Raw genomic sequence first — 19,521 nt, 5'->3', positions numbered from 1 at the left:
AAGCGAAGACACCGTCTTCGCTTTTTTGCTATTGAGGAGGAGAAAAAATGGGACAACTCATCGACGGCGTCTGGCATGACGTCTGGTACGACACCAAATCGACCGGCGGCCGCTTTAAACGCTCTGAATCCGCCTTCCGCAACTGGCTGACTGCCGACGGTGCAGCAGGCCCTTCCGGCAAAGCGGGATTCGCCGCAGAGAAAGATCGCTATCATCTCTATGTGTCTCTTGCCTGCCCCTGGGCGCACCGGACGCTTATCGTGCGTAAGCTAAAAGGCCTCGAGCCCTTTATTTCCGTTTCCGTCGTTAACCCGTTGATGCTGCAAAACGGCTGGACGTTCGCGGAAAATTTCCCGGAGGCAACCGGCGACACGCTTTACCACCATGAGTTCCTCTACCAGCTTTATCTGCAGGCCGATCCTCATTACACGGGCCGCGTGACGGTGCCCGTACTTTGGGATAAGAAAAACCAGACGATCGTCAGCAACGAGTCCGCAGAAATCATTCGGATGTTTAATACGGCTTTTGATGCCCTGGGTGCGCGTCCCGGCAACTATTACCCCGACGAGCTAAAAGGCGAGATTGATGAGCTGAACGGCTGGATTTATGACACGGTGAATAACGGCGTATACAAAGCGGGTTTTGCCACTTCTCAGGAAGCCTACGATGAAGCCGTTGAAAAAGTCTTTATCTCCCTGGCGCGTCTGGAGCAAATTCTTGGTCAGCATCGCTACTTAACCGGCCCGCAGCTAACCGAGGCAGACATTCGCCTGTGGACGACCCTTGTGCGTTTTGACCCGGTGTATGTCACCCACTTCAAGTGCGATAAATACCGCATCAGCGACTACCCAAATCTTTACGGCTTCCTGCGCGATATCTATCAGTTACCCGGCGTCCGTGAAACGGTAAGTTTCCCGCATATCCGTACCCACTATTATTGCAGCCATAAAACTATCAACCCAACCGGCATCATTTCCATCGGCCCTGCACAAGATTTAGACGAGCCGCACGGGCGAGATGAGCGGTTTAGGAAGAGTTAAGAATATTCAGCACAACAACGATTTACGGCCTGTGCATTCACGACTATTCTTGAATCGATCGCTTCCCGTTCAGGTGATTGTCGGATAATCAAGGCAGGCCTTAGATGGATTGGTATTTCAAAGCATTAAGAAATTACATTGGGTTTGGCGGGCGGGCTCGCCGCAAAGAGTATTGGATGTTTCATCTGGTGAACTTCATCCTGGCGGGCGTGCTGAGCGTGCTGGATAAAATGCTTGGGCTGCACATCGCCAAGGATGAAGGGGCGCTCACCACTATTTATACCGTTCTGGTTTTGCTGCCGCTTTGGGCAGTCCAGTTTCGCCGCCTGCACGACACCGACCGCTCAGCCTGGTGGCTGCTGCTGCTGTTAATCCCGATTGTCGGCTGGCTGATTATTCTGGCATTCAACTGCCAGGATGGCACGCCGGGAACTAACCGCTTTGGGCCAGATTCTAAGGCCCCTGAACTCTACTAAACAAAAAGGGCGTCCCGTAAGGCACGCCCTTTTTCTCATCATGCTCTGCGCTTAAAACGCCTGCTCACTCTGCTGTTCAGCTTTCTTCGCCAGACCATCCAGCAGTTTCTGATGAATACCGCCGAAGCCGCCGTTGCTCATGACCAGAATATGGTCGCCAGGCTGGGCCGTTTTCACTACCATCTCCGCGAGCGTGTCCACGTCTGCGCTCCAGTGCGCTGGCTGCACGCACGCTTCCGCCACTTCAGCAACCTGCCACGGAATGTGCTGCGGCTGAAGCAGGAACACTTCGTCCGCGCGCCCCAGCGAAGGAGCCAGATCGTCTTTGCAGACGCCCATTTTCATGGTGTTAGAACGAGGTTCCAGCACGGCCAGAATGCGAGCGGTGCCGCCCACTTTCCCGCGCAGGGCAGCAAGCGTAGCCAGAATCGCCGTCGGGTGATGTGCAAAATCGTCATAAACGGTGACGCCATGCGCTTCGCCGCGCAGTTCAAGGCGGCGACGAGCGTTCACAAAACTACCCAGCGCCTGGGCCGCGTCAGCGGGGGTAACGCCAACATGCCGGGCAGCGGCAATAGCCATCAGGCCGTTATGCATGTTGTGTTCGCCGACCAGCTGCCAGTTCACGGTGCCAACGCATTCGCCATCCAGGTAAACTTCCCACTGAGAAGCATCGGTCGTCAGCTTCTTCGCCTGCCAGTGGCCCTGATCGCCCACCAGCTCCTGCTCACTCCAGCAGCCCATCGCCAGGGTTTGCTTCAGATTGGCGTCGTTTTCCGGCCAGATAATTTTGCCCTGCCCCGGGACAATGCGCACCAGGTGATGGAACTGCTTCTGGATCGCTTTCAGATCGTCAAAGATATCCGCGTGATCGAACTCAAGGTTATTGAGGATCAGCGTCCGCGGGCAGTAATGGACAAATTTGGAGCGTTTGTCGAAGAACGCGCAGTCATATTCATCGGCTTCAATAACGAAGAAGGGGCTATCGCCCAGACGCGCAGAGACGTCAAAGTTGCCCGGTACGCCGCCGATAACAAAGCCAGGCTTGTAGCCGCAGGCTTCAAGGATCCAGGTCGCCATACCGGCGGTGGTGGTTTTCCCGTGCGTCCCCGCCACCGCAATCACCCAGCGGTCACGCAGCACAAAATCATGCAGCCACTGCGGGCCGGACATATACGGAATGCCCTGCTCAAGAACGGCTTCCACGCACGGATTACCGCGCGTCATCGCGTTGCCGATGATCACCAGGTCCGGGTGCGGGTCGAGCTGGCTTGCGTCATAACCTTCGATTAACGAGATCCCCTGCTCTTCGAGCAGCGTACTCATCGGTGGGTAAACATTGGCGTCCGAGCCCGTCACTTCATGCCCTAAAGAGCGTGCCAGCATCGCCAGGCCGCCCATAAAGGTGCCACAGATCCCTAGAATATGAATGCGCATACGAAACTATCCTTTCTTTGTTTGGCGCACATTCTAACCGCATGGCTGCGGAGGCGAAACGCATTTCAGGATATTCCTTATCTTGCTGGCGCGATTCACCTGTGCGCGACAATTTGAAAATTTGTTAAGATTGTTGCGATCGCTTTATCCAACATAATGATGCAGGGAAAGTGTTATGAAAACGTTAGGTGAATTTATTGTCGAAAAGCAGCATGAGTTTTCCCATGCTACCGGTGAGCTCACGGCTTTACTGTCGGCAATAAAGCTGGGCGCTAAAATCATCCACCGCGATATCAATAAGGCCGGTCTGGTCGATATCCTGGGGGCGAGCGGTGCCGAAAACGTGCAGGGCGAAGAGCAGCAAAAACTCGACCTGTTCGCGAATGAAAAACTGAAGGCAGCGTTAAAAGCGCGCGGTATTGTGGCCGGTATCGCCTCCGAAGAAGAAGACGAGATCGTGGTCTTTGAAGGCGCCGAGCAGGCAAAATATGTCGTGCTGATGGACCCGCTTGACGGATCTTCTAACATCGATGTCAACGTGTCCGTTGGCACCATTTTCTCTATTTACCGCCGCATTACGCCAGTCGGCACGCCGGTCACCGAGGAGGATTTCCTCCAGCCGGGTAACCAACAGGTTGCCGCCGGCTACGTGGTTTACGGCTCATCAACGATGCTGGTTTACACCACCGGCTGCGGCGTACACGCCTTCACCTACGATCCTTCTCTCGGCGTTTTCTGCCTGAGTCAGGAACGTATGCGCTTCCCGGAGAGAGGCAACACCTACTCCATTAACGAAGGCAACTACATTAAATTCCCGACCGGCGTGAAGAAGTACATCAAGTTCTGCCAGGAAGAAGATGCCGCCAGCAAGCGCCCGTACACCTCGCGCTACATCGGTTCACTGGTGGCGGACTTCCACCGCAACCTGCTGAAAGGCGGGATTTATCTTTACCCAAGCACCGCCAGCCACCCGGAAGGCAAGCTGCGTTTGCTGTATGAGGGCAACCCAATGGCATTCCTCGCGGAACAGGCCGGCGGGAAAGCCAGCGACGGGAAAGAGAGAATTCTGGATATCATCCCTACCACGCTGCACCAGCGCCGCCCGTTCTTCGTCGGCACAAAACACATGGTCGATGACGTAGAGCGTTTTATTCGCGAATACCCGGACGCCTGATTTCCCCTGCACAATGCGCCTCTCCTTCCAGGGAGAGGCGTGACTCAATCAATAACGGAACGAAGCCATCGCGGCGACCAGCTGCTGCGACTGCTCTTCAAGCGAATGCGTTGCCGCAGTGGACTGCTCAACTAAAGCCGCGTTCTGCTGTGCCGCTTCATCCATCTGGCTGACCGCAATATTCACCTGCTCAATACCGTGGCTTTGCTCGTTAGACGCGTTGGCAATTTCGCGAACCAGTTTGGTCATGCGCATAATTTCTTCGGCGATTTCGTCCATGGTTTCCCCGGCCTGCTGCGCCAGCTCGCTGCCCTCACCCACGTGCGTTTGCGAATCGGAAATCAATGCGCGGATCTCTTTTGCTGCCTCGGCGCTGCGGCTTGCCAGGGTACGAACTTCACCGGCGACCACGGCAAAACCACGGCCTTGTTCACCCGCGCGGGCAGCTTCCACCGAAGCGTTAAGGGCCAGAATATTGGTCTGGAAAGCGATGCCGTCGATAACGCTCAGGATGTCGGCGATACGCCCCGCGCTACCGGAAATATCGCGCATTTTCTCAATGACGTAGCACACCATTTCGCTGCCGCGGTCGGCGGTATCGGAGACGACTTTCGCCAGCTTGTGCGCCTGCTCGGCGTTATCGGCGTTTTGCTTCACCGTCGCGGTAATTTGCTCCATGCTGGCCGCCGTTTCTTCCAATGAGGTCGCCGTGGACTCCGTACGCTGAGAAAGATTGAGGTTGCCGGCCGCCAGTTCACGGCTGCCGGTATCAATCTGGGAAGAGGCATCCCGCACACGGCTGACCGACTCCACCAGCGAGGTTCTCATCGCCACAATCGCGCTAGCAAGACGGCCAAATTCATTGTTGCCCGTTTGCGGAAGCGGTTGGGTCAGGTCGCCATCGGCCACAAACTCCAGTTGGTGAATCGCCTCATCCAGCGGCTTCAACAGCAGGTGACGCAGCGCCAGCCAGACCAGCACAATAATCGCGGCGGTCAGCAGTGCGGCAAAAATAATAAAGCCCAGAACAAGGGTCTTGTGCAGCTGAACGGCAGCCACTTCACTGTTTCCGCGCGTTTCGCCCCAGCTCTGGAAAGCCTGCACGTCATTATCAAACTTCTGTCCCAGCGGGATCAGGCTTTTTTCCAGCAGGTCGTAATAGTCGTCCGGGCTTTGCTTTTGCAGCGCGGCCAGCATCGGCGTAATACCTTGTGCCTGATAGGCGCCAAAGCTTTGCGCCAGGCCGGTAAGCAGGGCGTTGCCCTGGTCGTCATTCACGCCGCTGTCGATGACGGACTTCAGGTTTTTCTGCGCCAGCCCAACTTCACCCACGATCTTCTGCGTGGCTTTTGTCGCGTCGTCCAGCATGCCAATTTCCATCTGGCGTACCGCCTGGCTTGCCTCGTTTCTGGCGCGAAGCAGCAGAATATAGCCATCGCTAATGCGCACCATTTGCTCACCCTGCAGGCGGTTGATGCGCTCAAGAGAAGTGGAACTTTGCTGCAGGGCATAAATGCCGATGCCGCTTACAACCAACAGCAAGAACGTCATAACCGCTAACAGCGTCAGCAGCCCCGTGCGAATCGACAAATTTCTCAACATGCTTAATTCCCGGTTTAACGATGGCTCATGAATAAAGTAGTGAGCGTGTTATCGGCAATTTTCGGAAATTGTTTAATCAATTTGCGTGATTTACGTTCGTTAAGTGCTTGTTGCCATGATGTTTAGCTCAATTATGACAATGAAATGACTCAAGATTTGAGTAGCCTGAAGCGGGGCATTTGCCCCCTCGGGGGGTTCGCGGTCAAAAAACAGCAAAAGACATTTAACCGCAGTTGGCTATAATATCGGGCACTTGAAATACACCAGGTTAAAGGAAACAGACATGAGCTTACTCAACGTCCCTGCGGGTAAAGATCTGCCGGAAGACATCTACGTTGTTATCGAAATCCCTGCTAACGCCGATCCAATCAAATACGAAGTAGACAAAGAGAGCGGCGCGCTGTTTGTTGACCGTTTCATGTCTACCGCGATGTTCTACCCGTGCAACTACGGTTACATCAACCATACCCTGTCTCTGGACGGTGACCCGGTTGACGTGCTGGTCCCAACTCCATACCCGCTGGAGCCAGGTAGCGTGATCCGTTGCCGTCCAGTTGGCGTTCTGAAAATGACCGACGAGTCTGGCGAAGATGCAAAACTGGTTGCGGTTCCGCACACCAAACTGAGCAAAGAGTACGATCACATCAAAGATGTGAACGACCTGCCAGAACTGCTGAAAGCGCAGATCACTCACTTCTTCGAGCACTACAAAGATCTCGAGAAAGGCAAATGGGTGAAAGTTGACGGCTGGGATAACGCCGAAGCTGCTAAAGCTGAAATCATCGCTTCTTTCGAACGCGCAGCTAAGAAGTAAGTTAGCCCGCCAGAAAGAAAAAACACCGCCCAAGGGCGGTGTTTTTGTTTCTGCCTCCCACCTCATCAGGCAGACAGGCAAAAAAACGACCACGTGTTGGCGTGGCCGCTTAGGTGTGATTAATACTTTTCTCGATCCAGCCAGTTCCCGCTGTCGATACGGGTTAACCCCTCGACAGGACGCTGATAGACATACATCCACGCGCCGCCGTAAGGGGTCTGAATCAGCTGACGGCTGTACTCTCCCCCTTTGGTGCGCAGCGCGTCCAGCTCAGAAAGCGTAGAGGCGTCTATCCGGTAAACTTCGCCGGAGACCACGCCATCACCCGGCACGGCGCCTGGATAATGCCCAAGGCTATACAACACGTAGTTTTCCTGCGTGTGGTCGCCCAGCCACTGGGCGTTGGTCATCCAGTGGCTGTTGCCTTGTTTGCGTCGTAAACTGCCGTAAACAAATATTCGCATTGCTAAAACTCAAACTGATAGAGCAGATCTAGTGCCTGATCTACGCCAGACACCGCTTCCAGATACAGCTTAGGCATCAGACGATAACGTAACGTTAACGTCGCCAGAGAGTCAAAAATACCTACGCCATATTTAACCTGTAGACCCGGCAGTACATAGCCGCTAACCACCACCTGAGAGGAATCACCCACCCCCGCGGTGTCGAGCGCCAGATTGCTTACGCCAAACGTCTCGCCGATTTTACCCACAACCTGACCACTTTGTGCAACCCCCAGACCCACAAGCATCGATGTCATCGCGTCGCCGTCGTTGCCGGAAGTGTCTAAGCCCTGGCCGCGAAGCAGGTAGGACAAGGCTTCCTGCTGGGACATCGCCGGATCCGAGAATATTTCAGCTTTTGGTTCATCTGCCGGGCCGGTCACACGCACGCCAGCCGTCACGCTGTTTTCGGTCGAGTCCGGGTTACGGATGGCTTCAATATTCAGGTACGGGTTGTCCGGCGGGCCGGAGAACAACAGCTCGCCTTTGCGGACGATAAGATCCTGCCCGTAAGCATGGAATCGGCCCTGAGGAATGTTGATCTGGCCGTTGAGGCCGAGTCCCTGCTTGTCCTGCACCATTTTCAGGTCGCCGGTCAGACGTGCTTTCAGGCCGAAAGCGTCCAGCCGCACGTTGTTGCCGACGTGAATCGTCAGGTTGCTGTTGATCGGGATCCCGGCAGATTTAGGATTAATCGGCTTCAGATCTTTATCCAGCATCACTTCATCGCTGGAGACGCCCACGGCGCTGTCCGGCACATCATGCACCACGATTCGCGCCCACGGCACATCAACGTTACCGTTGAGGGTAAACAGGCTTGGCGTGGCCACAAATTCAATATCCGGGGAAACGTCCAGGCGCACCATCGGCGGCACGGTAATGCGCACTTTGCTGCCCTTCGCGGCTATGCGCGCCCGCCAGTTGTCGATTTGCGTCCAGTCGGCGTCACCGCTTAACACAATCTGCCCCTGCTTCGTGCGCACCACGCCCTGCAGCGTGGAGTTCATCCCGTTAAAGTTCATGGCAATCTGGCTAGGCTGCATCTCGAACGGCATAAAGTTGCCTTCGACATCGACGCCATTAAGCTGCATTTGTCCGAACATCTGCGGCCGCTCAAGGTTGCCGCCGAGGCGTAAGTTCGCGTTCAGCGTACCGTCCGCCTTTTCGCCTTTCGAGAAGATGGCGTTGGCAATCGCCAGGGAGAAGTTGCGAATATTGACGTTGCCGCCAAGGTTACGCCGCCCCTGTGGGTCGGTGATTTGAACCTGGCCGTCGAACTGCCCGTTATTCGCCACCTTCACCAGCCAGCCAAGCTGGGCGCGGTTATTCTTCAGTTCGGCGTTGAGGTTTAGCGTGTCGAAGGCAACCGGCAAGGTATTGCCGTTCACGACCTGCGCCACTTTCACGCCGCGCCCGCTGAGCGTCACCTGGCCCTGCGGCAGGCCACCAGCTTCGCTGTCCCAGCTCACGTCTGCCTTACCGGTAAACATGCCGCTGGCCTGAGTATCCGCCGGCATCACTGGTTTAAGCATGGCAAGATCGAAGCGGTTGAGGTTTACCAGCGCCCGCCCCTTCGCCCCGGCGTCGATAGTTTGCGGCACACACAGTTCGGCATTCGGGTTTACCCAGCAGTGCGGGCCAATGGCGATTTTCTGTTCTTTATTGCGGAAGTCCAGCGTCAGCTCGCGGTTGAGCGCCCACGGTCCTACCGGCGTATCAAAACGGGTATCCGTTAACTTGCCACGCCAGCGCTCTTCGTTACGGTCGAAGCTGCCGCTCAGGTTGAGGCGCCCGGAAACAGGCTCTCCCTGAACGCGCAGTTGAAGCTGGTGCTGCTTCTCATCACCCTTCGCGTCCAGCGTGACCAGATCAACCTTCACGCCCGGCTGAGCAACACGTTCTACGCGCAGGTTGAGGTTCCCGGCAATTTGGTCGCTCGATTTTACATCGCCTTTCAGCAGAACACGGGCAATCGTCAACTCCTGCCAGCGCAGGCCGTTAGCGGTCAGGTCAGCCAGCAATTGTGGCGCTTTCACGTCGCCGCGAACCTTCACGATCCCTTTCGCCGTTCCGCCTAAACCCGGCAAGGCGTTATCCAGATTTGGGGCATTGATATTTGCGTCCAGGTTGAGATCTTTTTCGCCCAGTTCGCCTTTCACGTCCACCGTATTGCGGCCCAGCGCCACATGCAGGCCCGGCACCTTCCACTGCATGTAGCTGTTACCCTGCAGAGTGCCTTCCACATTGACCTTATTCTGCTTCACATTGCCGGCAAGCTTCAGCTCGGGAATATCCAGCTGCCAGCTGCCGCCATACAGGCTGCCCCGGGTTTTGATCTTACCGTCCAGCTTCGCGGGCCAGTCCGGGAACTGCTTCGCCGTGTTGATGCCGGCCAGCGTTAACTCCCCCTGCCAGCTGATGGCTTTGCTCCAGTCCACCAGCGCTTTCAGATCCGTATTCCCCTGTAGCGCAGCCACGCGCAGCTTATCGAGGCTAAACTGCTGTTCGTTGCCTTTGCCGTCCAGCGTGATGGTGGCAGGTGGAACTTGATCGCCCTTCACGGCGGTACTAAAGGCCAGCTTGTAGTCGGTCATTTTACCGGTCAGACGCAGTTTAAGATCGTCGGCCTGGTACTGCTTCTCGCCGGTCAGCGGCCAGGCAAGCTGCTTGCTGTCCAGTTCAACGTTGAGCGGCAGCCCGGCTTCGGCAAGTCGGGTCTTGGCATTCAACTGCATCCCCACCGGCCCTGAAAGGTTGACGCCCACTTTGAGCTCGTCGCGCAGGGCGCCGCCCACGGTCATCTTCACCTTTTCGCCTTTCAGCGGGTCGATGTTCAGCGTGCTGTTGAGCGTTAAGTCAACCGGCCAGTTGTCGCGTAGCTGCGCGCTGCCGGTGGCGTTCACCAGCCCCTGAGAGGAGTCCACATCCAACGCATCCAGCTTGAGATTGCCGTCGATGCTGCTCACTTTCAGCAGCAGCGAGTTGACCAGCAAATCCGTATCGCCGGTCAGTCGCAGGCGTGCGCCGCGAAACTCCTGAATATTCAGATTTACCGGCAAATTCACATCCGTCATTTCCGGCAGCAGCGGCTTCTCAAACAGTTGCTTCAGCGTTTCCCCGAGCGGCGCTTCTTCCGGCTGAGGGTGTTGAATTTTCGGCTCAACAATCTCTTCTTTTGCCACCTGCGCGGCCTTCGGCAACGCAATCAGCAAGCCTTCAAGCGATGTCGGGGTCAGCGTCAGGTTGCGCTGCTCCCAGGTCAGGCCGCTGGTGAAGTCCATCACCGAGACGGTGGTGTCGTCGATTTTCACGTTAACGTTATTCAACGCCACGCGGCTCAGGGTAATCGGGTACGGCGTGGAGAGGTTCAGCGGGCCGCTGTCCTCTTCCTGCACCGGGGCAGACGGCGGCATTTTTTTCGTGTCGACCGCAACATCCACATCTTTCAGCGAGAAATCATTTACGCACAGGCTGCTGTGCCACAGGCAGTTTAGCTTCACCGCAAGGTGAACCTCGCCCGCACGCACCGCGACCCCGGGCTGCTCATAGCGCAGGTTCTTTAACGTCAGATTACGCCAGCCGCCGTCAACCTGAGCGATATTCAGCCCCGGTACCCAGCGATTAGCGCCTTTAAACAGCAAATGCAGGCCTGGCGTAGTCCCCACCAGGAAACCGACCGCTGCGATCAGCAGCACAATCACAGCCAGCACCGCGAGGCTTATTTTCTTCCAGCGACTCATAGTTCAGGCCCCAAACCGATGTAAAACTGTAAACCGTGCTCTTCCTTGTCACCCACCGGTACGGCAAAGTCGAGCTTGATAGGCCCAACCGGGGACTGCCAGCGCACGCCAACGCCCGCGCCGGTTTTGAAGTTGCTGCGTTTGATGTCATTCACCGCTTCACCGGAGTCAACGAACGCCGCGCCCCACCATTTGCCGGTCACGTTGTACTGGTACTCCAGCGAGCCGGTTGCCAGCTTGGAGGCCCCCGTTAACTTGCCGTTGCTATCTTCTGGCGATATCGATTTGTATTTATAGCCACGAATACTGCGGTCGCCCCCGGCGAAGAAACGCAGATCAGGCGGCACTTTTTTGAAGTCGTTGGTTTCGATCCACCCCACGTTGCCGCGCACGACAAAGCGATGTTTTTCATACAGCGAACGTATCCAAACGTTTTGTGCCTGGAACACGCCGAAATCGACGCCGGAACCCCAGGCCGTATTAGAGACATCGATCGAGTAACGCTGTGAGTCACCCCACGTAGGCATCAGGCCCCCACGTGAGCGGGTACGGTTCAGGCTGACGCCGGGGTAAAGCAGCATGGTCGTGTTGGTGACATCTGCCTGCGTAAAGTGGTCGAGGCTCCAGCGCAGGTTAACGGCGCGTTGCCAGCCGCTGGACATATCCCAGTAGCGGGACAGCGCTACGGTGGTGGAGTCCGATTTTGTGTCGTTGAGATCGGTTCGCTTAAAACCGCCCTGGACCAGGTAGTACTGCTCCAGCGGGCTTTTTAACAGCGGAACTTTGTAGCTGAAATCGAGCGTTTGCTCCGGCCCGGAAAGGCTGGTACTGGTTGTCAGGCTGTGGCCGTAGGAGTTCATCCACGGTTTTTTCCAGCTGGCCTTCACGCGCGGCCCTACGTCCGTGGAGTAACCCACCCCGGTTTCAATTGTGTTTTCAGTGCGCGGCGTCACCACGCCCTGCAATGGCAGCACTTTAGTCTGGCGTGATTTGTCAAATTCGGGCGCCACCACTACGGAGTTAAACCAGCCGGTGGCGGACAGGCGGCGGTTAAGCTCGGCCAGATCGCTCGACTGGTAATAGTCCCCTTGCTTGAAGGGCACAAGATTTTGCAAATACTCTTCGCGAATCTGGGAGCCCTGAAAGGTCACCGCCCCAAAGCGATAGCGCTCGCCGCTGTCGTAGTCGATATCCCAGAATGCCTGATGCCTTTCGAGAGATACACCTAGCTGGCTCTTACGGAAATCGCTGTCGAAGTAGCCCTTACGCAGCGCGATACTGGAGAGGCTTTTTTTGAAGTTATCGTAGTCAGCGTGATCGAGCACGGTACCTATTTTTGGCCGCTTGGGCAGCAATGCCAGATAGTCTTTATCTGTCCGCGCACCGCCGCGCAAAATCACATCAGTGCCGCCGATTAACACGGGCTGCCCGGCGTCAACCTGTGCCAGCAAAACCTGACGCCCCCCGTTCTGCGGCGGTGGTTTAAGCGTGAAATTGATGGTGGGCTCGTAGTAGCCCAACGCCTTTAGCCCTGCGCGAATGGCGTCGTCGACGCGTGCCTGGAAGCGACGATCCGGCGTCACTTCATCGCTTTGGATGGTTGAAAGCTGAGCGCGGACGTTTTTTTGCAGTTCACCGCTGAGTCCCTCAACCTGCAAACGCACGCTCGCGGCGTTTGCCCATGCGCTCGCCACACACAGGCTTGTAATACATAAAGTACGGATTACTGGCACGTTTTCTCCTGAATATCCTTGTTCCCACCCCTGGAAGGAAACGTCATTCCCGCTCCGCGGATTAACAAAACCCTAACATCGAGGGTTGAAAATAACTCACTAGCCTAAATCTTTCTTATATGTAATGTAGTCTGTAACTCGGATGTATTGTCTGCAATTGCAGGTCTGATGACAACCGCTCGCTTTTTTGCCGATTTTCGGGAGATCCAACACCATGTCATTCTTCGACAAAACTCACAATGTGACGCAGGCCGATGCCCTGCCGGGCCGCAACACGCCGATGCCGGTCGCCACGCTTCACGCGGTTAACGAACACTCGATGACAAATGTACCAGACGGGATGGAAATCGCGCTGTTTGCGATGGGATGTTTTTGGGGCGTAGAGCGCCTGTATTGGGAGATTCCTGGCGTCTACAGTACGGCGGCCGGCTACAGCGGCGGCTACACGCCCAACCCAACCTATCGCGAAGTTTGCAGCGGCCAGACCGGCCATGCTGAAGCGGTGCGAGTGGTTTATGATCCGAAAGTCGTGAGCTACGAGCAGCTTTTACAGGTGTTCTGGGAAAATCACGATCCGGCTCAGGGGATGCGCCAGGGCGGGGACGTCGGCACCCAGTACCGTTCGGCCATATACCCGCTCACGCCGGAACAGGACAAAGCCGCCCACGCCAGCCTTGAACGTTTCCAGGCCGCGATGAATGCCGCCGGCGATAAACGCCAGGTCACCACTGAAATCGCCAACGCAGGTCCGTTCTACTACGCGGAAGACGACCACCAGCAATATCTGTACAAGAATCCGCACGGCTACTGCGGCATTGGCGGCATCGGCGTTTGTCTGCCGCCTCAGTAAGCTTCGCGATAAAGCCAGTCAACCGACTGGCTTTTTCTTTAACGTCGTTAGCCAAAGCCAACCCAGGCCTTTTGATTATTCACATCCAGCGTAGCGGAAGTATGCCCATTCCCGAGGCTGGCCATGCTGATGTTATTTGCCACGCCATGCTTATTCAGCGCCGCCAGCATCGCCCGCACGTTACCCGCCGATCCCTGATCGTTAGCCCCGACCAGGAACACCTCGGTTTTGCGCGCCGACGGATGCAAATGCCGGGACAGCATATCCTCCAGAGGGATCCCACCTGAGCCACTGCGCTGCGGATTATCCATATGCAGCGCCAGGCTTTTCCCATCCTGAACAATCATCGCCGCCAGACAAGGTGCCAGGTCGGTGGTGAATAAGGCCGTTTTCTGCCGGGGAGGCTGATGAATTACCTGCGCGCGGTTATTGCCCTGGGCAAAAAACTGCAGTTTGTAACCTTCATCCGCAAAACGTTCATGCGAGCGACGAAACGGTACGCCCTGGTTGTGCTGATTCATCGCCAGTTGCAGCGTTTGCAGGGAGACCAACTGTAAAAGTGCTTTGGCCGGAAAGGTCTGCAGCGGGTTGCCGGACAAATTCAAATGTTTAAGGTGCGTCAGCGCGCCCAGGGAGTCAGGTAGCGCCGTCAGACCTCGCTCGCTCAGATCTAATGTTTCTCCACGGCACTGAAAGTTATTCATTATTTCGCTACACGCCGCCGCTCTGGCTTTGCCTTCTTCCGCTGTAGGAGCCGCAGCGGTCCAATTCTTGAGATCGCCGTGTAAATCACTCGCGTGCAGGCCAGAAGAAGCGGCCTTCACCGCTGCCGTTGAGGATGTGGTGGAGAATGGTGGCAGACCTGAAGGTCGCGCTGCCGTAGAATTAATATGCATAATCAGGCTCCGAAAATAGACTGCCTGTGTGTGGACGTAACTCCCCCATCGGTTCCTTTACACCTGCTGCTCTGCGGCATTAAGGGAAGTTGCTGGCTGGCGATTTAAGGCCGTCTGCAGCTGATGCCCGATCCAGCCTGCCGCCGAGTTCACGGCAGCCGGGACCTTTTCCTGCAGCGTTTGTGTCATTTTGTCCGCCACGGCGTCAGCGAGGATCTCAGCCGCAGGTACGGCGAAGAACACCGGGGCAGAGGCCACGACGTTGGTCGAATGGCTGATGGCGCTCAGCGAAGCGGCATTCACTCTGGGGAAGGCGTGGGCGACAGCTGCGCCAATCGCGCTACGCAGGCTAATCACACCGGCAAAGCCCCCGGCCAGCATCGCCGTTTTCCCAAGGCTCGGTGCAGAAAGAACGCTTGCCGTCGCTTTCAGGCTATCCGTGGCAATGTCCAGGGGCAGCTTCGCCACGCGCTGAGCGGCGTTTTTAAGCGTATCGCTCACCACATGCGTATTTTTCAAGTCAGTGAACCGCTGCTGCCAGTCGTTGCGCCCCAGCAAATACTCGGGCCCGGTTCGGCCTTTGTTTTCGTCCACCGCATGCAGAATGGCGCTCATCGCACCACCCGCCACCACGCCGCCCGCTGCGGACAGCCACGTATCGGCTTCACCGGCCACTTTCGCCCCGGCAAAATGCGTCAAGGTGGCCGCTGTCGCCAGGCGCGCCAGGTTACGTGCCGAATAGGTCTGAATGGCTAACCCGGTTTCTGCCACCGTCGTCAGCAAGCTCGCTTTTGCCTCTTTTACCGCTTCACGCATGACCGGATGCAGGTCGCTGTCTTTGGCAGACAGCCACGGATTTGTTGCCGTGGCGCGGTTAAGCAGCGTGGTGCCAATGGTGTCGGCGATGCTGGACTGCAGGCCAGCATGGAGGCCAATTTCCGCCGCAGTGTGGGCAAAAGCGCTCAGCAGCGAAACTTTATCGTAGGCAACAGACGCGGCGGCAAACGGAATAGCTCGCACGGCACCTCGCGCAACTTGCCCTAGCCTGTCCAGCTGGTGCCCTTTAGTCAGCACGGCTTCAACAGAGGCAGGCGTTTCCCCCATTTTGTGTAATTCACGGGTTCTCGACTCAATCAGAGCATGCATTTCAGCATGGTTATCGCCGTTAATATGTTTGCCAAACAGCGTGCCAAGCTGGTGATGGATCGCGGCTTCATTGGCCGAGCCATAAACGCTGTTACCCACGAAATGCAGGCTTTCATACGCGCTTACGGCAGCAGAAGTGGCCACAGATGAACCCGAAGCGATCGACGCCGGTCGCTGGCTGCTGCGTTCCGGTAAGGGAGGAAGCTCCGCCGCCTGTCTGTGCACGGAAGTAACGGAATTGACCATGTGAACGCTCTCCTGATAGTGGGCTAACCGGTCAGGTGAGTGGCAAAAATAGAAGAAAAGTTCCGGGGATAAAAAGAAGAACAGCAGCTTATACAATGGGCCAAACGTTAATCCCATTAATCAAAAAACAGATCAATATAAACGCGGCTTTCCGCCGGTTAAATTACAGCCTCTGGTAGCACATCCCATCCTTACGCTATACTACCCCTTGAATTTGCTGGCTCGTTCACAAAAGCGGCCAGCATTTCTTGTGTTTGACCCCTGAGATTTATCCACTTTTCCCTTCCGAGGACCTGGCCACAACAGCCAGATAAATTATGTTAAACAGTATTTTGATAATACTTATCCTTATTGCTATTAGTGCCTTTTTCTCAATCTCTGAGATCTCGCTTGCCGCCTCTCGTAAAATCAAACTTAAGCTGCTGGCCGATGAAGGCAACGTCAATGCCCAGCGCGTGCTAAAGATGCAAGAAACGCCGGGCATGTTCTTTACCGTCGTACAAATTGGCCTTAACGCCGTGGCAATTCTCGGCGGTATCGTCGGCGATGCGGCTTTCTCACCGGCGTTTAAAATTCTGTTGGAGCGTTTTCTGGCTCCAGAACTCGCCGACCAGCTCAGCTTTATTATCTCATTCACCCTCGTCACCAGCCTGTTCATTCTGTTCGCAGACCTCACCCCGAAACGCATCGGTATGATTTCTCCCGAAACGGTTGCTTTACGTATTATCAACCCGATGCGCTTCTGTCTGTTTGTTTTCAGACCTTTAGTGTGGTTCTTCAACGGCCTGGCTAACGTTATTTTCCGCATCTTCAAGCTGCCAATGGTGCGTAAAGACGACATTACTTCTGACGACGTTTACGCGGTGTTTGAAGCCGGTGCGCTGGCAGGCGTCCTGCGAAAGCAGGAACACGAACTGATTGAAAACGTCTTTGAGCTGGAATCGCGTACCGTGCCGTCTTCCATGACCTCGCGCGAAAACGTGATTTGGTTCGACCTGCACGCCGACGAGCAAAGCCTGAAGTCCACCATCGCTGAACATCCGCATTCCAAGTTCCTGGTGTGTAACGGCGATATCGACCACGTCGTTGGCTATGTTGATTCCAAAGAGCTGCTGAACCGCGTGCTGGGCAACCAAAGCATGGCGCTGAACAGCGGCGTGCATCTGCGTAACGCCCTGATTGTGCCGGACACCCTGACGCTCTCCGAAGCGCTGGAAAGCTTTAAAACCGCCGGGGAAGACTTCGCGGTTATCATGAACGAATACGCGCTGGTGGTGGGTATCATTACCCTGAACGATGTGATGACGACGCTGATGGGCGACCTGGTCGGCCAGGGGATGGAGGAGCAAATCGTTGCCCGCGATGAAAACTCATGGCTGGTGGAAGGCGGCACGCCAATTGACGACGTGATGCGCGTGCTGGATATCGATGAGTTCCCGCAGTCCGGTAACTACGAAACCATCGGCGGGTTCATGATGTTCATGCTGCGTAAGATCCCGAAACGCACCGACTCGGTGAAGTTCTCCGGCTACAAGTTTGAGGTGGTGGATATTGATAACTACCGCATCGACCAGCTGCTGGTAACGCGTATCGACAATAAGCCTGTCGCGCTGTCGCCAAAGCTGCCTGATGGCGAAGAGCCTCAGGAGCAGTAAGCAAGCTCTACAAACACTAACGGCCCCTTCGGGGCCGCTTCAGGCAACGAGCAGCAGAACCAGAAAGAAGTATTGTCAGCCGCAGTTTCTACATAAACCAGGAAAACCATTGCATTGGTTTTCGGCTGATAGCCACACAGAGAGAAAAACCACGCTTTTCCCTCTTTGTCTATAAACACTAACGGCCCCTTCGGGGCCGTTTTTTTTACAACTTTTGGGCCTAGCCCATATCCGCCTGTAAGCGCATCACCTGGCGGTTGACCTCGGACATGACCGAGTAGTGCTGCTTATCCTTAACTTTCGGGACAAGGATTTTGCCCTTATCAAATTCGAAAGCGCCAACGTCCTTGATATACAACCGTCCACGGAACAGGATCTTCACGTACTTCGCCACCTGAAGGGGGTTGTAACGTTGGAAAATTTTCATTGTTCTTTACTCCTGCATGTTAACGCCTCTGCGAGCTACATTTGGCCCGACAAAATGAGGCGAAAAAGTTTGGTGCTCGAAAACTATAGTCCAGATATCGAAGGTCACCTAGTGTGTAGAAGTTTTTTTACTAAAAGATTACAAAGTTGCAGAACAATATTTTTAAATGTAAAAAACGGCAGCGTAAGCCTTCAAATTTCAGGGTTATGTGCGTCAGCCCGCAAACTGGCACTTTGCTTGCGGGACAGATGCTTATTCAGCACATATGCTTAAAACATCGGCCCAAGTGGTCGGATCACCTGCTAACAACAATAAGGAGTCACCGATGACCCTGCGTAAAACGCTGGCGCTGTCTCTTCTGCTGCTGCCGCTCATGGCCTCAGCCCACAACTTTGAAAATAATCAGCGAGTTTCCCCTATTGGCATTACCGATAAGGGCGAACTGGTGCTGGATAACAATAAGTTTAGTTATAAAAACTGGAATAGCGCGCAGCTGCCTGGGAAAGTGAGAGTCCTGCAGCATATTGCCGGCCGTTCGAGCGCCAAAGAAGAAAATGCGGCCATGGTCGAAGCCATCAAAGCGGCAAAATTCCCGCATGATAAGTACCAGACCACCACAATTGTGAACACCGACGACGCAATTGTTGGCACCAGCATGTTTGTGCGCAGCAGCATCGAAAGTAATAAGAAGGAGTTTCCGTGGTCGCAGTTTATCGTCGACAGCAACGGCGTAGCGGCGAAAGCGTGGCAGCTGCAACAGGGCGGCTCAGCTATCGTGGTACTGGATAAAGAAGGCAGAATTCAGTTCGCCAAAGATGGCCCGTTAACCCAGCAGGAAGTGCAGCAGGTGATTAGCCTGCTGCAAGGGTTACTCAGTAAATAGAAACACGGAAACCGGGGTTCAGGAACGACTCGCGCGGGGTATAGTCCAGCGGCTTACCCTGCCAGTCATGAACGTGCGCCCCGGCAGCGACCGCCACGGCGTGCCCTGCTGCGGTGTCCCAGATATTGGTTGGCCCAAAGCGAGGATAGAGCTGGGCCTGACCGTCTGCCACCAGGCAGAACTTCAGCGACGAGCCAATGGCCGTGGTTTGGTGCTCACCCATCTGCTGGAGATACTCTTTTAGCTCGCTATCGTTGGCGGCATGAGACCGGCTAACCACCACGCGCGGTGGGCGGGCATCCCGCACATGAATCTGATTGCGTACGCCGCACTCTTCTTTCCAGGCCTTCCCCTCTGCGGCGCTGTACATAATCTTCAGCACCGGCGCGTAGACAACGCCCATCACCGCTTTTCCACCTTCAATAAGCGCGATATTCACGGTGAACTCGCCGTTACGCTTAAGAAACTCTTTTGTACCGTCCAGCGGATCGACCAGCCAGTAGCGCTGCCAGCTTTGGCGGGTATCCCACGACTGGGGATCTTCTTCTGACAGCACAGGGATGTCCGGCGTCAACGCTTTCAGCCCTTTCAGAATAATGTCGTGGGCAGCAAGATCCGCCGCCGTTACCGGAGAGTCATCAAGCTTATGCGTCGCCTGAAGCGGTTTCTCTCCCTCATAAACCTGCATGATAGCGGCCCCGGCCTCGCGGGCCAGCTGGCAAATTTGTTCTAACATTCTCCACCTCGCGTTGTGTCTCTGCGCTACATCGAGCGAATAACTTATTGTTTTACTTATATCTCATTGCACCGCGATGCGCTATCTGTGAAGCATTTCTGGTTTACCGGGCTTAAATTCTGGCAGACTTCACAAAATTGTAAGCAACAGTCTGTATATACAT

General features: G+C 55.4%; 16 protein-coding genes. 7 read left to right on the top strand and 9 right to left on the bottom strand.

Going from position 1 to position 19,521, the window contains the following annotated elements; all coding sequences use genetic code 11:
* Nucleotides 1-47 precede the first annotated feature (47 nt).
* Nucleotides 48-1,040 carry a glutathione S-transferase family protein gene (locus AAIE02_RS16730; protein WP_166993361.1) on the top strand — a complete coding sequence of 331 codons (993 nt, stop codon included), beginning with the start codon at nucleotides 48-50 and terminating at the stop codon, nucleotides 1,038-1,040.
* A 104-nt stretch (nucleotides 1,041-1,144) separates the two neighbouring features.
* Nucleotides 1,145-1,516, top strand: a complete 372-nt coding sequence (locus AAIE02_RS16725; RefSeq protein ID WP_008460449.1) for a DUF805 domain-containing protein — start codon at nucleotides 1,145-1,147, stop codon at nucleotides 1,514-1,516.
* A gap of 51 nt (nucleotides 1,517-1,567) precedes the next feature.
* On the opposite strand, the gene mpl is transcribed toward AAIE02_RS16725, so the two are convergent.
* Entirely contained in the window at nucleotides 1,568-2,953 is a 1,386-nt protein-coding gene (gene mpl / locus AAIE02_RS16720; protein ID WP_008460447.1) for a UDP-N-acetylmuramate:L-alanyl-gamma-D-glutamyl-meso-diaminopimelate ligase, read from the bottom strand.
* 175 nt (nucleotides 2,954-3,128) lie between these two features.
* Between mpl and fbp the strand changes: the two genes are divergently transcribed.
* Entirely contained in the window at nucleotides 3,129-4,127 is a 999-nt protein-coding gene (gene fbp, locus AAIE02_RS16715) for a class 1 fructose-bisphosphatase (protein WP_008460446.1), read from the top strand.
* Nucleotides 4,128-4,175: 48 nt separating this feature from the next.
* On the opposite strand, the gene AAIE02_RS16710 is transcribed toward fbp, so the two are convergent.
* Nucleotides 4,176-5,729, bottom strand: a complete 1,554-nt coding sequence (locus AAIE02_RS16710; protein ID WP_008460445.1) for a methyl-accepting chemotaxis protein — start codon at nucleotides 5,727-5,729, stop codon at nucleotides 4,176-4,178.
* A 283-nt stretch (nucleotides 5,730-6,012) separates the two neighbouring features.
* On the opposite strand from AAIE02_RS16710, the gene ppa reads away from it, so the two are divergent.
* Nucleotides 6,013-6,543 carry an inorganic diphosphatase gene (gene ppa / locus AAIE02_RS16705; RefSeq protein ID WP_008460444.1) on the top strand — a complete coding sequence of 177 codons (531 nt, stop codon included), beginning with the start codon at nucleotides 6,013-6,015 and terminating at the stop codon, nucleotides 6,541-6,543.
* A gap of 119 nt (nucleotides 6,544-6,662) precedes the next feature.
* Here the strand turns inward: ppa and AAIE02_RS16700 are convergent, their stop codons facing one another.
* Genes AAIE02_RS16700 through tamA form a run of 3 tightly spaced genes read right to left on the bottom strand, consistent with a single transcriptional unit; the run spans nucleotide 6,663 to nucleotide 12,519 of the window.
* A complete protein-coding gene (locus AAIE02_RS16700; protein WP_008460443.1) occupies nucleotides 6,663-7,007 on the bottom strand; it encodes a gamma-glutamylcyclotransferase family protein in 345 nt (114 codons plus the stop codon).
* Between the two features lie 2 nt (nucleotides 7,008-7,009).
* A complete protein-coding gene (tamB, locus tag AAIE02_RS16695; RefSeq protein WP_498532913.1) occupies nucleotides 7,010-10,786 on the bottom strand; it encodes an autotransporter assembly complex protein TamB in 3,777 nt (1,258 codons plus the stop codon).
* Nucleotides 10,783-12,519 (bottom strand): autotransporter assembly complex protein TamA, encoded by a 1,737-nt coding sequence (gene tamA / locus AAIE02_RS16690; protein WP_008460440.1) that lies wholly within the window; start codon nucleotides 12,517-12,519, stop codon nucleotides 10,783-10,785. The genes tamB and tamA overlap by 4 nt, the downstream gene beginning before the upstream one ends.
* A gap of 214 nt (nucleotides 12,520-12,733) precedes the next feature.
* Here tamA and msrA point away from each other — a divergent pair, with 214 nt between their 5' ends.
* A complete protein-coding gene (msrA, locus tag AAIE02_RS16685; protein WP_008460438.1) occupies nucleotides 12,734-13,369 on the top strand; it encodes a peptide-methionine (S)-S-oxide reductase MsrA in 636 nt (211 codons plus the stop codon).
* Nucleotides 13,370-13,416: 47 nt separating this feature from the next.
* Here the strand turns inward: msrA and AAIE02_RS16680 are convergent, their stop codons facing one another.
* Nucleotides 13,417-14,265 carry a hypothetical protein gene (locus tag AAIE02_RS16680; RefSeq protein WP_498532912.1) on the bottom strand — a complete coding sequence of 283 codons (849 nt, stop codon included), beginning with the start codon at nucleotides 14,263-14,265 and terminating at the stop codon, nucleotides 13,417-13,419.
* A 57-nt stretch (nucleotides 14,266-14,322) separates the two neighbouring features.
* On the bottom strand, nucleotides 14,323-15,657 hold the full coding sequence (locus AAIE02_RS16675; protein ID WP_498532911.1) for a hypothetical protein: 1,335 nt from the start codon (nucleotides 15,655-15,657) through the stop codon (nucleotides 14,323-14,325).
* 317 nt (nucleotides 15,658-15,974) lie between these two features.
* On the opposite strand from AAIE02_RS16675, the gene paeA reads away from it, so the two are divergent.
* Nucleotides 15,975-17,312 (top strand): polyamine export protein PaeA, encoded by a 1,338-nt coding sequence (gene paeA / locus AAIE02_RS16670; RefSeq protein ID WP_008460431.1) that lies wholly within the window; start codon nucleotides 15,975-15,977, stop codon nucleotides 17,310-17,312.
* Between the two features lie 220 nt (nucleotides 17,313-17,532).
* On the opposite strand, the gene AAIE02_RS16665 is transcribed toward paeA, so the two are convergent.
* The gene (locus tag AAIE02_RS16665; protein ID WP_008460430.1) at nucleotides 17,533-17,739 is read right to left on the bottom strand and encodes a DUF1107 domain-containing protein; all 207 of its coding nucleotides are present in this window, start codon (nucleotides 17,737-17,739) and stop codon (nucleotides 17,533-17,535) included.
* A gap of 325 nt (nucleotides 17,740-18,064) precedes the next feature.
* Here AAIE02_RS16665 and AAIE02_RS16660 point away from each other — a divergent pair, with 325 nt between their 5' ends.
* Nucleotides 18,065-18,622, top strand: coding sequence for a YtfJ family protein (locus AAIE02_RS16660; RefSeq protein WP_008460428.1), 558 nt, complete (start codon nucleotides 18,065-18,067; stop codon nucleotides 18,620-18,622).
* Here AAIE02_RS16660 and cysQ read toward each other — a convergent pair.
* On the bottom strand, nucleotides 18,612-19,358 hold the full coding sequence (cysQ, locus tag AAIE02_RS16655; RefSeq protein ID WP_008460426.1) for a 3'(2'),5'-bisphosphate nucleotidase CysQ: 747 nt from the start codon (nucleotides 19,356-19,358) through the stop codon (nucleotides 18,612-18,614). The two genes, AAIE02_RS16660 and cysQ, sit on opposite strands and share 11 nt — an antisense overlap.
* Between the last annotated feature and the right edge of the window lie 163 nt (nucleotides 19,359-19,521).

The sequence above is a fragment of the Cedecea sp. Ae19-4 genome, from assembly GCF_059801165.1.
The sequence above is the reverse complement of the archived record's forward strand: the minus strand, read 5'-3'. Positions and strand labels throughout refer to the sequence as shown.

Bases quoted from the DNA above. Each gene is read 5' to 3' on its own strand.
- AAIE02_RS16730 (WP_166993361.1), top strand. From the start codon at position 48: ATGGGACAACTCATCGACGGCGTCTGGCATGACGTCTGGTACGACACC.
- AAIE02_RS16725 (WP_008460449.1), top strand. From the start codon at position 1,145: ATGGATTGGTATTTCAAAGCATTAAGAAATTACATTGGGTTTGGCGGG.
- mpl (WP_008460447.1), bottom strand. From the start codon at position 2,953: ATGCGCATTCATATTCTAGGGATCTGTGGCACCTTTATGGGCGGCCTG.
- fbp (WP_008460446.1), top strand. From the start codon at position 3,129: ATGAAAACGTTAGGTGAATTTATTGTCGAAAAGCAGCATGAGTTTTCC.
- AAIE02_RS16710 (WP_008460445.1), bottom strand. From the start codon at position 5,729: ATGTTGAGAAATTTGTCGATTCGCACGGGGCTGCTGACGCTGTTAGCG.
- ppa (WP_008460444.1), top strand. From the start codon at position 6,013: ATGAGCTTACTCAACGTCCCTGCGGGTAAAGATCTGCCGGAAGACATC.
- AAIE02_RS16700 (WP_008460443.1), bottom strand. From the start codon at position 7,007: ATGCGAATATTTGTTTACGGCAGTTTACGACGCAAACAAGGCAACAGC.
- tamB (WP_498532913.1), bottom strand. From the start codon at position 10,786: ATGAGTCGCTGGAAGAAAATAAGCCTCGCGGTGCTGGCTGTGATTGTG.
- msrA (WP_008460438.1), top strand. From the start codon at position 12,734: ATGTCATTCTTCGACAAAACTCACAATGTGACGCAGGCCGATGCCCTG.
- AAIE02_RS16680 (WP_498532912.1), bottom strand. From the start codon at position 14,265: ATGCATATTAATTCTACGGCAGCGCGACCTTCAGGTCTGCCACCATTC.
- AAIE02_RS16675 (WP_498532911.1), bottom strand. From the start codon at position 15,657: ATGGTCAATTCCGTTACTTCCGTGCACAGACAGGCGGCGGAGCTTCCT.
- paeA (WP_008460431.1), top strand. From the start codon at position 15,975: ATGTTAAACAGTATTTTGATAATACTTATCCTTATTGCTATTAGTGCC.
- AAIE02_RS16665 (WP_008460430.1), bottom strand. From the start codon at position 17,739: ATGAAAATTTTCCAACGTTACAACCCCCTTCAGGTGGCGAAGTACGTG.
- AAIE02_RS16660 (WP_008460428.1), top strand. From the start codon at position 18,065: ATGACCCTGCGTAAAACGCTGGCGCTGTCTCTTCTGCTGCTGCCGCTC.
- cysQ (WP_008460426.1), bottom strand. From the start codon at position 19,358: ATGTTAGAACAAATTTGCCAGCTGGCCCGCGAGGCCGGGGCCGCTATC.